The sequence below is a fragment of the Pseudomonas zeae genome (genome assembly GCF_014268485.2).
GTDB lineage: Bacteria > Pseudomonadota > Gammaproteobacteria > Pseudomonadales > Pseudomonadaceae > Aquipseudomonas > Aquipseudomonas neuropathica.
In genome coordinates this window covers 2,859,355-2,873,391 of sequence record NZ_CP077090.1, presented here as the reverse complement: position 1 = coordinate 2,873,391, position 14,037 = coordinate 2,859,355, and the positions used below count along the sequence as shown (strand labels likewise).

The window sequence follows — 14,037 nt, the reverse complement described above, 5'->3', positions numbered from 1 at the left end:
TACACCATCAAGCCAGGCTCTTGCTCACCACCTCATACACATCACTCGACAACTGCCCAGACGCCCGAATCCGCTCCAGCTCAGCCTTCATCAGCGCCTGACGCGCATCGTCGTATTTACGCCAGCGAGTCAGCGGCGCCAGTTGGCGCGAAGCGATCTGCGGGTTGAAGCCATTCAGCTCGATCACCAGATCCGCGAGGAAGCGATAACCGGAACCGTCCGCCGCGTGGAAGTTAATCAGGTTCTGCCCGGCAAACGCACCGACCAGTGCACGCACCTTGTTCGGGTTCTTGATGTTGAACGCCGGGTGTTGCATCAACGCTTTCACCCGTTCCAGACCGCCCGGCAAGGTGCTGCCGGCCTGCACGCTGAACCACTGATCCATCACCAGCGGGTTGTCCTTGAAGTGCTCGGCGAAACTGGCCAGTGCCAAGGCTTTCTGCACTTCGAACGGCGAATTGACCAACACCGCCAGCGCGGTCAGGCGCTCGGTCATATTGTCGGCTGTTTCAAACTGTTCCAGCGCCGCCGCAAGTACTTCCGGCTTGCCACTGAGCATCAGGTACGACAGCGCGATATTCTGCAGCGCGCGACGGGCGAAATGCTCGGCTTCGGCCACATACGGGGTTTGCTTCGACAGATCACGGTTGGCCTGATAACGCAGCCACAGCGCTTCGAACAGACCTTCCGCCAGTTGCTGACGAGCGAACTCACGGGCGATATGAATCGCATCGACATCCGCCACTTCGCTGATTTCAGTGAGGTACGCCTCACCCGGCAACGAAAGCATTTCGGCGACCATGGCCTGATCCAGCGACTCATCCGACAGCACCGTACGCAGCGCCGAGACCAGGCGCGGATCAAGCTTCAGGCTCTCGCCCTTCTGCTGCTGGCCAATCAGTTCTTGCAGCATTTGCACCGACAGTTGCTGACCGGCATCCCAGCGGTTGAAGCCGTCGCTGTCGTGCTGCATCAGGAACATCAGCTGATCGCGGTTGTACGGGAAGCTCAGCTTGACCGGCGCGGAGAAACCGCGCAGCAGCGAGGGCAGCGGCTGTTCGGCGATGTCGACGAAGGTGAAGGTCTGCTCGGCTTCGGTCACCGAGATCACGCGGGTGGTACCTTGCGCCGACGCTTCGCCGCTCAGACGCAAGGCAATTTCGTTACCTTGGCTGTCGAGCAGGCCGAGTTCGACCGGAATCACGAACGGCAGTTTTTCAACTTTATCCGGGGTTTCCGGGCAGCTCTGGCGGAAGGTCAGGCTGTAGGTTTTTGCGGCAGCGTCGTAAGACTCGCTCACCGCCAGACGCGGCGTGCCGGCCTGGCTGTACCAGCGCTTGAACTGGCTCAGGTCGACACCGTTGGCGTCTTCCATCGCTTTGATGAAGTCGTCGCAGGTCACCGCTTGGCCGTCATGGCGATCGAAGTACAGATCGCTGCCCTTACGGAAGCCTTCGGCACCGAGCAAGGTGTGGATCATGCCAACCACTTCCGAACCCTTCTCGTACACGGTCAGGGTGTAGAAGTTGGAGATTTCGATAAAGCTGTCCGGGCGCACAGCGTGGGCCATCGGGCCGGCATCTTCGGCGAACTGGTGGGTGCGCAGATAAGCCACGTCCTGAATGCGCTTGACCGTGGCCGAGTTCATGTCGGCAGAGAAGCCCGAGTCACGGAATACGGTGAAACCTTCTTTCAGCGACAGCTGGAACCAGTCGCGGCAAGTCACGCGGTTGCCCGACCAGTTGTGGAAATATTCGTGGGCGACGATTGCTTCAACGCGCTGATGCGCGGCGTCGGTCGCGGTTTCGGCGCGGGCCAGCACGGCGCTGGAGTTGAAGATGTTGAGGCCCTTGTTCTCCATCGCGCCCATGTTGAAGTCGTTCACGGCGACGATCATGAAGATGTCCAGATCGTACTCGCGACCGTAAACCTCTTCGTCCCAGCGCATCGACTTCTTCAGGCTGTTCATCGCGTGCTGGCACTTGTCGATGTTTTCCGGCTCGACATAAATGCGCAGTGCAACATCGCGGTTGGTCATGGTGGTGAAGCTGTCTTCAACGCACCACAAATCACCGGCCACCAACGCAAACAGGTACGCCGGTTTCATGAACGGGTCTTCCCAGGTTGCCCAGTGCCGGCCGTCTTCGCCCGGGCCCGAGGCAATCGGGTTGCCGTTGGAGAGCAGCACCGGATAGCTGTGCTGTTCGGCGACCACGGTGGTGGTGAACTTGCTCATCACGTCCGGGCGGTCGAGGTAATAGGTGATCTTGCGGAAACCTTCGGCCTCGCACTGAGTGCAGAACATCGTGCCGGACTTGTACAGGCCTTCCAGCGCGGTGTTGGTTTCCGGATGGATCTTCACGCTGGTGTCGACCGTGAAGCTTTCGCTGGTCGGCTGCAGGGTCAGGTGGTTTTCGGTGAGCTGGTAGTCGCCGTCAGACAGTTCCTGATCCGCCAGCGTTACCGAGAGCAACTCCAACTGCTGGCCATCGAGCACCAGCGGCGGCAGGCCCGGGCCACGTGCCGGATTGCGGCGCATCACCAACTGCGCGTGGACCAGGCTGTGATCCTCGAACAACTCGAAGGTCAGGTGTGTTTCGTCGATCAGGTACTCGGGCGCCTGATAGTCCTTCAGGTAAATCATCTTCGGTTGTTCGGTGCGCATGCTGGCGTCCTTATTGATGCACGGCGAGCTGATAAGCCGTGTACTTGCGAATGTTGATCACGCCGGTGTCGAAGATCAGGTACTGGCCCTTGATCCCCAGCAGCGTGCCTTCGGCAATCGGGTTCTTGTCCAGGTTGAAGCTGACGATTTTGGCCGGGTATTGCTCGACCGGATAGCGGATTTCCAGCGGTTCTACATCGGCAATCGTCTGAATAGCCTGTAGGCCGAAGCGCTCCTGCAAACCTTGCAGGCCTTCGGCGCAGCTTTCGAATAACTGATCACGTACCTGCGCCAGATCGACCGCCGCCGCATCGCCCTTGAGCAGCGCGCGCCAGTTGGTTTTATCCGCGACCTGACTGCGGAACAGGTCTTCAACGAAGCCCGATTGCTGCCGTGTCGAGACGCGCATGATCGGCAATGCCTGACATGCGCCCTGATCTATCCAGCGAGTCGGCAGTTGCGTAGCACGAGTGATGCCAACCTTGATCCCCGACGAATTGGACAGGTAAACCACATGGTCGGTCATGCAGAATTTCTCGCCCCACTCCGGCTCGCGGCAGGTGCCGGCGTCATAGTGGCAGCGCTCCGGGCTCATGATGCACAGGTCGCACTGCGCCAGTTTGGTCATGCACGGGTAGCAATAACCCTGACTGAAACTGGTTTTGGTCTTGCGCCCGCAATGGGTGCAGTGGATCGCCCCCAGGTATTCCAGACGCACCGTGCTGCCGATCAACGGGTTGACCGGCACCTCGACGTCATCCAGACGAAACGCGTATTGCACGTTCGGCCCGTCCAGGCGCGCCGACATTTTGCTGATTGCACCGCGGCCAATCTCGATCAATGGATGGCATCCGATTTGAACAGAATGTTCGGCACTTCGATCGACTTCGATGCACATTCCTGCGGGCCCATGTAACCGGTGCGCTGGTCTTCAGGCAGGTTCTGGATTTCCCAGGCGATCATCGCCTGCAACGACAGCTCGCGCTGTTCGGCGGTGAGTTTGCCACCGTCGGACCACTTGCCGATTTCCACGGCCAGTTTCAGGCTCTCGTAGATGTCCGGGGTGATGTTGTTGATCATGTCGTTAAAAGAGGACATCAGGGTCTCCGTGCTCTTTATCTACTGAAAATTTCAGGCGGCCAGTTTACGGCGGTTATACAAACCGCCCAACAAACCGGTGAAGCATCCGATGAGTAACCCGCCGACGTGGGCGGCGTTGGCGATTTCGCCGAAACCGATCATCGAGATCAGCCCGGACATGCACACCAGCAACCACACCAGCATCATCACCAGCACGCCACGCGGCAGGCGATAGGCCGGGTTCGGCGCCAGCAGCTGGAAGATCCAGCAATGTCCAAGCAAACCGTACAGCACGCCGGACAGACCGCCGAACAACGTCGCACCGCTCCAGGCAAATTGCGCGTAGTTGGACACCAGGCTGAACAGCAGCGTCAGGCCGATCAGGTTGATACTGCCCTGACGCGACTCGATACGCCGGCCCAGCTCCCAATACCACATGCCGTTCATGGCCAAGTGCAGAATGCCGAAGTGGATCAGCATCGGCGTGACCAGACGCCACCACTGCCCTGCCGCCAGGCTGTCGGCCAATGGCGTGAAATGGATGTACTCGCCGACCACCTGAAAATCGAGAAAGGTCAGCCAGCGCAGCGTTTGCAGGTTCTCGCCGAGGTACGTCAATCCGCCAACGATCAGGCACAACAACAGGATGAACCCGGTGGCCTTGGCGTATTTCAGTTGCTCGGCGAAGCTCGGCCGCTTGAAGGTCTGCGCAACGGGTATGTCCAGTGTTTGCTCGGGATCGCCCGCCGGGAAGCGTTCGTACAAGGAGCGCACGTCTTCGCTGATTTCCGCCGGCGCCCACAGCACTTGTTCGCCGGCCTCTTCGCTGACCCGATGCGGGACCTGCATGCGTTGCAGCAGTTTGACGAAACCACTCAAGTCCACCGCCAACGGCAGACGTAATACCGCTACCGCAGTCATTGCAGCACCTCCGGCCGCTCGACATCGACCCAGACAAATTTATGCGGATCCAGACGTGTTTCCTGATCCAGACGATAGGCGACGAGTTTGCCGTAGAGCACCGCGCTGTAATCCAGGCACGCGAGGTTCGGGCGGATCGGCGCTGGTTTGCCGCTGCGCCAGTAATGGCCGACGAACAGCAGTGGCTCGTCGACGCCGTAGCGCAGCAGGTTGTTTTTTTCGCTGGACGTCAGTGGCTTCTGCGCCACCGGATCTGGCAGTGCATCAGGCTGGAAAACGATGTCGCCGTAAGTCTTCGGATCGTCCTCCCAGAACTTGGTGCGGAAGAACGAGCGCACCAGACCATCGCCGCTGGTCATGGTCAGACCATCGGGCAAACGCATGTCGGTGCCGCGCAGCAGGCGATCGAACACCGTGCAGGCAAAGCTGTCCGGCACCGCCGAAGCCTGGAGGAAGTGTTCGTCGATACAGCCATTGGGGAACAGCGCGCGCAACGGCTCGATCAGGCCGGCATCCCAACAGGCATGCACGACGCGGAAGCGGCCGGCGTCGACAAACAGCGGCAACTCATAGAACCAGCGCTGGAAATCGTGCCAGTCACCGGGGTGGTCTTCGAACTGGGTCAGGGTTTCGTGCAGCAGACGCGCGTGGCGCGGCGTGTGTTCGCGAACGAACTGCTTGCCGCTGCCTGGCGGCGCCGGCGTGCTCCAGCCCAATGCGTTGAATTCGTGGTTGCCCATGATGCACAAGGCCTGACCGGCCTCGACCATGTCGTGGACGATGTGCAGCGCCTCGCGGATGCGCGGGCCACGGTCGATGATATCGCCGACGAACACGGCCATGCGCGATGGATGCCGCCAGACCCCGCCCTGCTTGTGATAACCGAGACGGTCCAGCAAGTGTTCAAGGGTCAGGGCGCATCCGTGCACGTCACCAATCAGGTCATAACTGCGCGCGGGATCGAGCATCAGTCGCCTCCACCACCCAACTTGCTGCCCCAGCCGAGCTTGGTGCGGCAGACTTCGTAGTAGTTGTGGTCGAGCGGATGAATCAGCCGCAGCTTCTGTGCTTTCTTGCTGACGGTGATGGTGTCGCCCGGCGCGCAGGTGAAGTGGTTCTGCCCATCGCAGGAGACTTGCGGGTAAATCTGCATGTTTTTCGACACGACGATTTTCAGCTCACTGTTGCCATCGACCACAATTGGCCTGCTCGACAACATATGGGGGTACATCGGCACAATCACAATGGCATCGAGCTTGGGATGCATGATCGGCCCGCCGGCAGACAGCGCATACGCGGTGGAACCGGTCGGCGTCGCGACGATCAGGCCGTCGGCCTTCTGGCTGCAGACGAACTGACCGTCGATGTACAGCTCGAACTCGATCATCCGCGTCGATTTGCCGGGGTGCAGCACCACGTCGTTGAGCGCATCGCCCTGACCAATGGCCTCGGCGTGGCGGCGCACTTCGGCTTGCAGCAGGAAGCGGTTTTCCACCAGATAATGGCCGTCGAGCACCTTGGCGACTTCGACTTCCAGCTCGTCCGGGCGAATGTCGGTGAGGAAGCCGAGGCTGCCACGGTTGATCCCCAGCACCGGAATATTGTGTTTGGCCAGCGCCCGTGCGGCGCCGAGCAGGCTGCCGTCACCGCCGACAACGATGACCATGTCGCAGACTTCGCCGAGCATCTTGCGCGAGGAGGTTTGCAGGCCGTGGCCTGGCAGGACTTCGGCGATGGTGTCTTCGAGGATCACATGCAGGTGACGATCGAGCAGAAACCGTTTCAGTCGGCGGACGGTATCCAGCACCTGGGAACTGCCCAGGCGACCGATGATGCCGATATTACGAAATTGCTCCATGGGACCTCTGCGGACAATCGAAAACGCGAAAAGCACGATTATGGGCGAAAGCGCCGGTTAGACAAAATCCTTTCAGCCTCAAGGGTGCGCTCATGTTTCAGGCTATGCTCGCAAGATGATCCTGTTTCCCGATTTGCTTCAGTTGCCCCACCAATTACGCCACCCGGAAGTGCGGGATCTGGCGTGGGTGATCCTCGCCCCGCCGATGCTCGCCACCACGCCATGGCCGCAGCGTCATCCGCTGGCGGGCAGCGATTGGGTGCATGACCCGCAGCGGCTGGAGCACTGGTTGCGCCAGCTCGACCGCGACAGTTATGGCTTGTTGCATTGGCTGTCGCAGGCGCGCACGCGGCGTCTGGGCCTGTATTACGAACGGCTGTGGCAGTTTGCCGTGGAGCATGCGCCGGGCATTGAGCTGATCGCCGCCAACCTGCCGATCCGCCGCGAGGGCCACACCCTCGGCGAGCTAGACATGCTGTTGCGTGACCGCGACGGCGTGCATCACCTGGAACTGGCGATCAAGCTTTATCTCGGCCCGCAAAATGGCGACGGTCGTGATCCCGCGCAGTGGCTAGGCCCGGGTTGTCATGATCGGCTGGATCGCAAACTGGCGCATCTGGCCGAGCATCAATTGCCGATCTCGGCGCGCCCGGAAAGTCGCGAAGTGCTGGCAGCGCTGGATATCGAGGTGTTCAGCGCGCAGCTGTGGCTCGGTGGTTACTTGTTGTATCCGTGGCCCGGGCCCGCTGAATCACCGAGCGGTGCGCACCCGCAGCATTTGCGCGGCAGTTGGTTGCATCAGAAGGATTGGCCAGCATTCGTCGCTCAACGTCCGGCAGGACGCTGGCAACCCCTGCCCCGCCACGCCTGGCTGGCACCGGCGCATTATCCGGCGGACCAGACGTGGACCATGGAGCATTTACGCATGTGGCTGGAGGATCTTGAGCCGCTGGCCCCGGCACAGCTGATGGTGCGCCTGACCGAGAACGCGCAGGGGGAATGGGAAGAGGCTGAGCGGTTGTTTCTGGTGTCGGATCTTTGGCCGAATGTCCCCGGCCAGGCCTGAGTTTGTTGGTGTTTGATATGACGCCTTCGCGAGCAAGCTCGCTCCCACATTTGGAATGCATTCCCCTGTAGGAGTGAGCCTGCTCGCGATGGGGTCACCTCGGTCTAAAGTGAAAGCCGCAAAGCCAAAGCCGCCAACGTCACCAACAACACCGGCACCGTCAACACAATCCCGACCCGGAAGTAATACCCCCAGCCAATATGAATCCCCTTGCGCTCCAGCACATGCAGCCACAACAACGTGGCCAGGCTGCCAATCGGCGTGATCTTCGGCCCCAGGTCACTGCCAATCACGTTGGCATAGATCATCGCTTCCTTGACCACTCCGCTGGCCTGACTGGCATCAATCGACAACAAACCAATCAACACCGTCGGCAAATTGTTCATGATCGATGACAGCAACGCAGTCAGCACACCCGTGCCCATTGCCGCGCCCCAAACGCCATGACCGGCAAAGACATCCAGCCAACCGGCCAGATACCCGGTCAGCCCGGCATTGCGCAGGCCATACACGACCAGATACATACCCAACGAGAAGATCACGATCTGCCACGGCGCTTCTTTCATCACCTTGCGCGTGGAAATCTTGTGACCACGGGCGGCGATGCCCAGCAACAGAGCGGCGCACACGGCGGAAATCGCACTGATCGGAATGCCCAGCGGCTCCAGCGCAAAGCAGCCGATCAGCAGAATCACCAACACCGCCCAACCGGCGTAGAACGTGGCTTTATCGTGGATCGCGGTTTCAGGATGTTCGAGTTGCTCAGGGTCGTACGCCGAGGGAATATCGCGGCGGAAAAACCACAGCAGCATGCCCAGCGTCGCCGCCACGCTGACGAAGTTGACCGGCACCATCACCGCTGCGTAGCGGTTGAAACCGATGTGGAAGAAGTCTGCCGAAACAATGTTGACCAGGTTCGATACCACCAACGGCAGGCTCGCGGTATCGGCGATAAACCCCGCGCCCATCACGAACGCCAGCGTCGCCGCCGGAGAAAAGCGCAGTGCCAGCAACATCGAAATGACGATCGGTGTGAGGATCAGCGCCGCGCCGTCATTGGCGAACAACGCCGACACCAATGCGCCGAGCAGCACCATAAAAGCAAACAGCTTGCGCCCACTGCCCCGCCCCCAACGCGCCACGTGCAACGCGGCCCAGTTGAAGAACCCGGCTTCGTCGAGCAACAGGCTGATGATGATCAGCGCGACAAAGGTGCCGGTGGCGTTCCAGATGATCTGCCACACCAGCGGAATGTCGCTGAGGTGGACGACGCCGAAGATCAGCGCCAACACCGCGCCAAGCGTCGCACTCCAGCCGACGCCAAGGCCTTTGGGTTGCCAGATGACAAGGGTAATGGTCAGCAGGAAAATCAGTGACGCAGCGAGCATCCGCAACAGCCTTAAATTGAAATGGGGTTATGAAGCCAACACAAAACTGTAGGAGTGAGCCTGCTCGCGATAGCGGACTGTCAGTTACCAATTGGTCGACTGACACACCGCTATCGCGAGCAGGCTCACTCCTACATTGTTCCGTGTACAGGTTACTTCTTGTGTTGTTCTACGAATTGTCCGTAGGCATTGATAAAGCTTTGCAGAAAAGGTTTCACCGACTCGCTCAACTTGCCCGCCTCGTCAAACGCCGAACCCGCGCCGCCCAGATACGCTTCCGGTTGCTGCATGCACGGCACATTGAGGAATACGAACGACTGGCGCAGATGCTGATTCGCCCCGAAACCACCGATCGCACCGGGCGATACACTGATCACCGCCCCCGGTTTGCCACTCCAGACAGCCTTGCCATAAGGCCGCGAGCCGACGTCGATGGCATTCTTCAACGGCGCCGGCACCGAACGGTTGTACTCGGGCGTGACAAACAGCACCGCGTCGGAAGAACCCACTTTTTGCCTGAAAGTGCTGTAGGCTGCCGGCGGTGAATCGCCGTCGATGTCTTCGTTATACAGTGGCAGATCGCCAATCTCGACAATCTCAAGCTTGAGGTTCGCCGGGGCCAGCTCCGCCAGTGCCAGGGCGACTTTGCGATTGATCGAAGCTTTGCGCAGGCTACCGACCACTACAGCGACGTTGTAGACATTGCTCATGGAAGAACTCTCGATGGTCCGTGGGAGGAGCCACTAGTTATAGATGATCCGGTGACGATTCCACCAGCACACAATGGGAAATTCCCGCGCGCTGATTATTTTTTTCCTGTAGGAAAACTTACAGGCCTTGATAGCGGTCTACCAAGCCGCAAATCAAGCGTTTTATCTCCAGAGGTTCTAAGCAGATGGCAGCAGTACTGGTCGGTCAGTTCCATGCAAGAGATGCGGAAGGCCGCGTTTATTCCGTGCATGAGTTCCAGGAATCCAACCCGTCGGCAGACGGTTCCACTGGCTCGGAGCCGATTTACAAACTGGCCATTGGCGATCGCGTCAACAAGGTCAACGACAATGAGTTTCTCCTGGTTCAGTCAGGCATCACCCTGACCCGTGAGCCTGAGACCACCGTCGCTTCATAACTGGCCGTTATGAGCAGAAGTCATATGCGCAGAGTTGGGGTAGGATTCAGCCACTGACCCCACCTGCTGAACATGGACTTCACGCATGCGTTTACGTCATATCGAAGTGATTCAGGCGCTCTTGCAGACCGGTCACCTGGGCACTGCCGCCGAATGGCTGGAGTTGCCGGTGGCCGAGGTCGAAGAGCGTTTGCGCGAAGCCGAGAGTCAGTTGGGGTTCATGCTGTTCGCCAGCGTACGCGGGCGCCTGCAATCGACGCCCGAGGCGCGGGCATTGCAGGTCGAAATCGCCCACGTTTATGAAGCGCTGGAGCCGGTGCAGCGTCTGGCCAGCAGCCTCAAGCAATACCTCGCCCCACCCTTGCGCATCATCGGCACCCCGCCGCTGGCGCAACAATTACTGCCACAAAGCCTTGCCGCCCTGCGCCGACGCCTGCCCGATGCACCGTGCAGCCTGCTCAGCGCGCCAACCCGCGATATCGTCCGCAGCCTGTTGTTACGTGAAAGCGATCTCGGCTTGAGCCTGCACGATCCCGAACACCCCGACATTGATTGCCGGCCATTGGCCCAGGGCAAGCTGCAACTGCTCGCCCCCCATGGCTGGCTGCAACCGAAACAGAAATACATTTCCCTGCAGGATCTCGCTGGCCAGGCCATGGTCGGCCTCGAAGGCCAGGACCCGCTGAGCCCGGCGCTGGAAAACAAACTCCAGGCGTTGCGTCCGGCACCGAGCATTCAGACCCGCGTACAAACCCATCAGATGATGCGCAGCATGGTCGAGGCCGGCGAAGGCCTGGCCATCGTCGATCCGTTCACCGCATTGGGCGCGCGCCCGGCAGGGCTGGATGTCTGCCCACTGTCGCCGGCGGTGCCGATCAGCCTCTATGCCCTGACGTTCAAGCACACCGCGCCGGCATCGGCGATTCAGACGTTACTGGCGATCATCACGGAACAAGCCGAGGCGATGCTGGCGAGCTGAGCGGGTTTTCCAGCGGGTTATCGAACAATCGATACCAGAACAGCGCCACTTCGGCGGTGTTCGGATCAATGCCGCGATAGCGCAACTGGTCCACGCCGCCAATCACGTAGCCGCAACGCTCATACAGCCGACAAGCGCCGAGGTTGTTGTTCTGGGTTTCGAGCATGATCCCCGGCAGTTTTTTCTTGCGACTCCAGAACTGCGCGACATCGAGCAACGCCTTGGCCACGCCATGGCGCCGCGCCGGCGCATGCACCGCCAGCTCATCGATATGGGCGAAGCCGTTCCAGTTGGTACTGATCACCAGATGGCCGACCGGCTGATCATCCAGATACGCCATGAAAATCGCGCTGTCCGGCGCGTTATGAAAGGCGCTGAACTCTTCCGGATCGATGCCGTAGCACTTGCGGTACGGCACGATCGGCGTCACCCGCCATTGCTCGACAGGCTGGCCGATCACGGCAGCGCCATAGGCGGTGACCTCGAAACTGAAGTCGCTGCCCCAGATATACGGCGCAAAGCCTTCATCGGCGACGCGCACCGACAGCCCTGGGTATTTCGGATTCATGACCGGTTGCATACTGGGAAAAGTCCTCATTCCTTGACGCAATCGACGGTGTATTGCCGCCCATTGCCTTCATCTTCGTGCTGCAATCCATGCACATCCGCGACAAAACCGGGGAAGCTGCTATCGAACGTGCGAGCAAATTTCAAGTAATCGATGATCGAGCGTGTCGACTCGGTAAAGCGTTCGCCGGGCATGATCAGCGGAATCCCCGGCGGATACGGCACCAGCATCACCGCGGCGATGCGTCCTTTCAGATCATCGATCGGCACCGCCTCGACTTCGCCACGCACCAGATGATCGTAGGCGTGCGCCGGTTTCATGGCAATTTCCGGGAGCACGGTGTACATGCGCTTGAGGTGTTTGGCCGTGGCATTGCTGCGGTAACAGGCGTGCAGTTGATCACACAAATCCCGCAGGCCCATGCCGCGATAACGCACGATGTCTTGCTGAGCAACACACGGCAGGCAGGTGTCGAGGCGCACATTGGCGTCGTAGCTGCGTTTGAATTCCAGCAACTCGGTGAGCAGCGTGCTCCATTTGCCTTTGGTAATGCCCATGGAGAACAGCACCAGAAATGAATACAGACCCGTCTTCTCCACCACCAGCCCCCGCTCCCAGAGGAATTTACTGACTACCGCCGCCGGGATGCCCTTCTCGCTCAGCGCGCCGCCGGCGTTCAACCCCGGCATGACCAGCGTGACTTTGATCGGATCGAGCAACACGTAATCGTCGCTGACCTCCCCAAAACCATGCCACTCGGCATCCGGTTGCAATAACCAGTCTTCGGTCTGCACGCGGTCGATGCCCTCGACACCCGGCGGCTGCCAGATCGAAAACCACCAGTCATCAGCGGCGATGTGCTGCCGCAGATTGGCCAGCGCGCGACGGAAGCTCAGCGCTTCGTCAAAGGTTTCCTGCAACAGCGAATGCCCGGCCGGGCCTTCCATCATTGCCGAGGCAACGTCGAGCGAGGCGATGATGCTGTACTGCGGTGAAGTCGAGATGTGCATCATGAACGCTTCATTGAAACGGTCACGGTCCAGTTGCCGCGCACCGCCGTCCTGCACATGAATCATCGAGGCCTGACTGAAGGCGGCGAGTAGCTTGTGCGTGGAATGCGTGGTGAATACCAGCGGGCTGTCTTCGCTGCGCGAGGTGGCCATGCCGTAGCGCCCGGCGAAGAATTCGTGAAACGCCGCATAGGCGTACCAGGCCTCGTCGAAATGCAGCACCTCGACGCTGTTGCCGAGACTTTGCTTGATCAGCTCGGCGTTGTAACAGAGGCCGTCGTAAGTCGAATTGGTGACCACGGCGAGTTTGACTTTCGGCGCGCGGCCCTTGGTCAGCGGGCTGGCGTCGATCTTGGCCTGAATCGACTCGCGGCTGAATTCGCTCAGCGGGATCGGGCCGATGATCCCCAGCTCATTACGCTCAGGGCACAGATACAGCGGGATCGCCCCGGTCATGATGATCGCGTGCAACACCGACTTGTGGCAATTGCGGTCAACCAGCACTAGATCGTCGCGCGCGACCATCGAATGCCAGACAATCTTGTTGGCGGTCGAGGTGCCATTGATCACGAAAAAGGTGTGATCGGCGCCGAAATTGCGCGCGGCGCGCGCTTCGGCTTCGGCGAGCGGCCCGGTGTGATCGAGCAGCGACCCGAGCTCCGGCACCGACACCGACAAATCCGAACGCAGGGTATTTTCACCGAAGAACTGGTGAAACGCCTGCCCGACCGGACTCTTGTGATACGCCACACCGCCGCCATGGCCAGGGGTGTGCCAGGAATAATTGGAGTCGGCGGTGTGCTGCACCAACGCCTTGAAAAACGGTGGCAACAAACCATCGAGGTACTTGCGCGCCGCACGGGCCACTTGCCGGGCGAGGAACGGTACGGTGTCTTCGAACAGATAGAGAATGCCGCGCAGTTGATTGAGCTCGGCCATGGCATCGGCCGGCGCGTTTTCCAGGGTAACTTGCTCGCCGAGGGCAAAGATCGGCAGATCCGGTGCGCGTACCCGCGCCAGACCGATCAGCTCGGCCATGTTCTGCAACAGATGCGAGTGGGTGCTGGCGTCCTCGGCGGCAATCAGCATGCACGCCAGACCATGATGGGTCGACGCGACCAACCGCCCTTCGGCGTAGTCGGTGGCCGACACGATACTGAAACCTTCCTGCTCCAACTCTTGGGCGATGCCACGGACACGGTCACCGGCGACCGTGTCGGCCTTGATGTCGCGATGAACGATCAACACCGGAAACTTCAAATCTTTGTACATGAGGCTCAGTGTCCTGAGGCGGCCGAATTGAATCGGCCAATGCACTCAGGGTAGAGGGTTGCAGCGAATGTGGCGAGGGTGGCCAGTTGGCTTCATGCCGCCAA

13 protein-coding genes are annotated in these 14,037 nt (G+C 60.0%); 3 read left to right on the top strand and 10 right to left on the bottom strand.

All coding sequences use genetic code 11. From position 1 onward, the window contains the following. Nucleotides 1-7: 7 nt before the first annotated feature. From pepN to HU754_RS12715, 6 genes are read right to left on the bottom strand one after another with little or no spacing between them, the layout of a single operon-like run. A complete protein-coding gene (pepN, locus tag HU754_RS12740; protein ID WP_186624349.1) occupies nt 8-2,665 on the bottom strand; it encodes an aminopeptidase N in 2,658 nt (885 codons plus the stop codon). 10 nt (nt 2,666-2,675) lie between these two features. Further along, the gene (locus HU754_RS12735) at nt 2,676-3,506 is read right to left on the bottom strand and encodes a DUF2797 domain-containing protein (protein ID WP_093430729.1); all 831 of its coding nucleotides are present in this window, start codon (nt 3,504-3,506) and stop codon (nt 2,676-2,678) included. Then, nucleotides 3,503-3,763, bottom strand: coding sequence for a YeaC family protein (locus HU754_RS12730; protein WP_007919229.1), 261 nt, complete (start codon nt 3,761-3,763; stop codon nt 3,503-3,505). Before HU754_RS12730 ends, HU754_RS12735 begins: the two co-directional genes overlap by 4 nt. A 33-nt stretch (nt 3,764-3,796) precedes the next feature. Next, the gene (locus HU754_RS12725) at nt 3,797-4,666 is read right to left on the bottom strand and encodes a rhomboid family intramembrane serine protease (RefSeq protein ID WP_175554020.1); all 870 of its coding nucleotides are present in this window, start codon (nt 4,664-4,666) and stop codon (nt 3,797-3,799) included. Then, nucleotides 4,663-5,634, bottom strand: a complete 972-nt coding sequence (locus HU754_RS12720) for a metallophosphoesterase (RefSeq protein ID WP_093430727.1) — start codon at nt 5,632-5,634, stop codon at nt 4,663-4,665. Before HU754_RS12720 ends, HU754_RS12725 begins: the two co-directional genes overlap by 4 nt. Next, entirely contained in the window at nt 5,634-6,524 is an 891-nt protein-coding gene (locus tag HU754_RS12715; RefSeq protein WP_003224174.1) for an NAD(+) kinase, read from the bottom strand. The genes HU754_RS12720 and HU754_RS12715 overlap by 1 nt, the downstream gene beginning before the upstream one ends. A gap of 115 nt (nt 6,525-6,639) precedes the next feature. Here HU754_RS12715 and HU754_RS12710 point away from each other — a divergent pair, with 115 nt between their 5' ends. Next, on the top strand, nt 6,640-7,590 hold the full coding sequence (locus HU754_RS12710) for a DUF1853 family protein (RefSeq protein WP_186624348.1): 951 nt from the start codon (nt 6,640-6,642) through the stop codon (nt 7,588-7,590). Between the two features lie 104 nt (nt 7,591-7,694). On the opposite strand, the gene HU754_RS12705 is transcribed toward HU754_RS12710, so the two are convergent. Together HU754_RS12705 and HU754_RS12700 are read right to left on the bottom strand one after the other, a co-directional pair. Continuing rightward, nucleotides 7,695-8,978: an arsenic transporter gene (locus tag HU754_RS12705; protein WP_099756505.1), complete on the bottom strand. Its 1,284-nt coding sequence runs from the start codon at nt 8,976-8,978 to the stop codon at nt 7,695-7,697. A gap of 152 nt (nt 8,979-9,130) precedes the next feature. Next, nucleotides 9,131-9,688, bottom strand: coding sequence for an NADPH-dependent FMN reductase (locus HU754_RS12700; RefSeq protein ID WP_038366013.1), 558 nt, complete (start codon nt 9,686-9,688; stop codon nt 9,131-9,133). Nucleotides 9,689-9,873: 185 nt separating this feature from the next. Between HU754_RS12700 and HU754_RS12695 the strand changes: the two genes are divergently transcribed. Continuing rightward, complete coding sequence (locus HU754_RS12695; RefSeq protein ID WP_093430724.1) at nt 9,874-10,104, top strand: hypothetical protein; 231 nt, start codon at nt 9,874-9,876, stop codon at nt 10,102-10,104. An 85-nt stretch (nt 10,105-10,189) separates the two neighbouring features. Next, nucleotides 10,190-11,083: a LysR family transcriptional regulator gene (locus tag HU754_RS12690; protein WP_186624347.1), complete on the top strand. Its 894-nt coding sequence runs from the start codon at nt 10,190-10,192 to the stop codon at nt 11,081-11,083. On the opposite strand, the gene HU754_RS12685 is transcribed toward HU754_RS12690, so the two are convergent. Beyond that, nucleotides 11,049-11,663 carry a GNAT family N-acetyltransferase gene (locus tag HU754_RS12685; RefSeq protein WP_099756507.1) on the bottom strand — a complete coding sequence of 205 codons (615 nt, stop codon included), beginning with the start codon at nt 11,661-11,663 and terminating at the stop codon, nt 11,049-11,051. The two genes, HU754_RS12690 and HU754_RS12685, sit on opposite strands and share 35 nt — an antisense overlap. Before the next feature lie 14 nt (nt 11,664-11,677). Then, nucleotides 11,678-13,933, bottom strand: coding sequence for an Orn/Lys/Arg family decarboxylase (locus HU754_RS12680; RefSeq protein ID WP_186624346.1), 2,256 nt, complete (start codon nt 13,931-13,933; stop codon nt 11,678-11,680). Nucleotides 13,934-14,037: the final 104 nt, after the last annotated feature.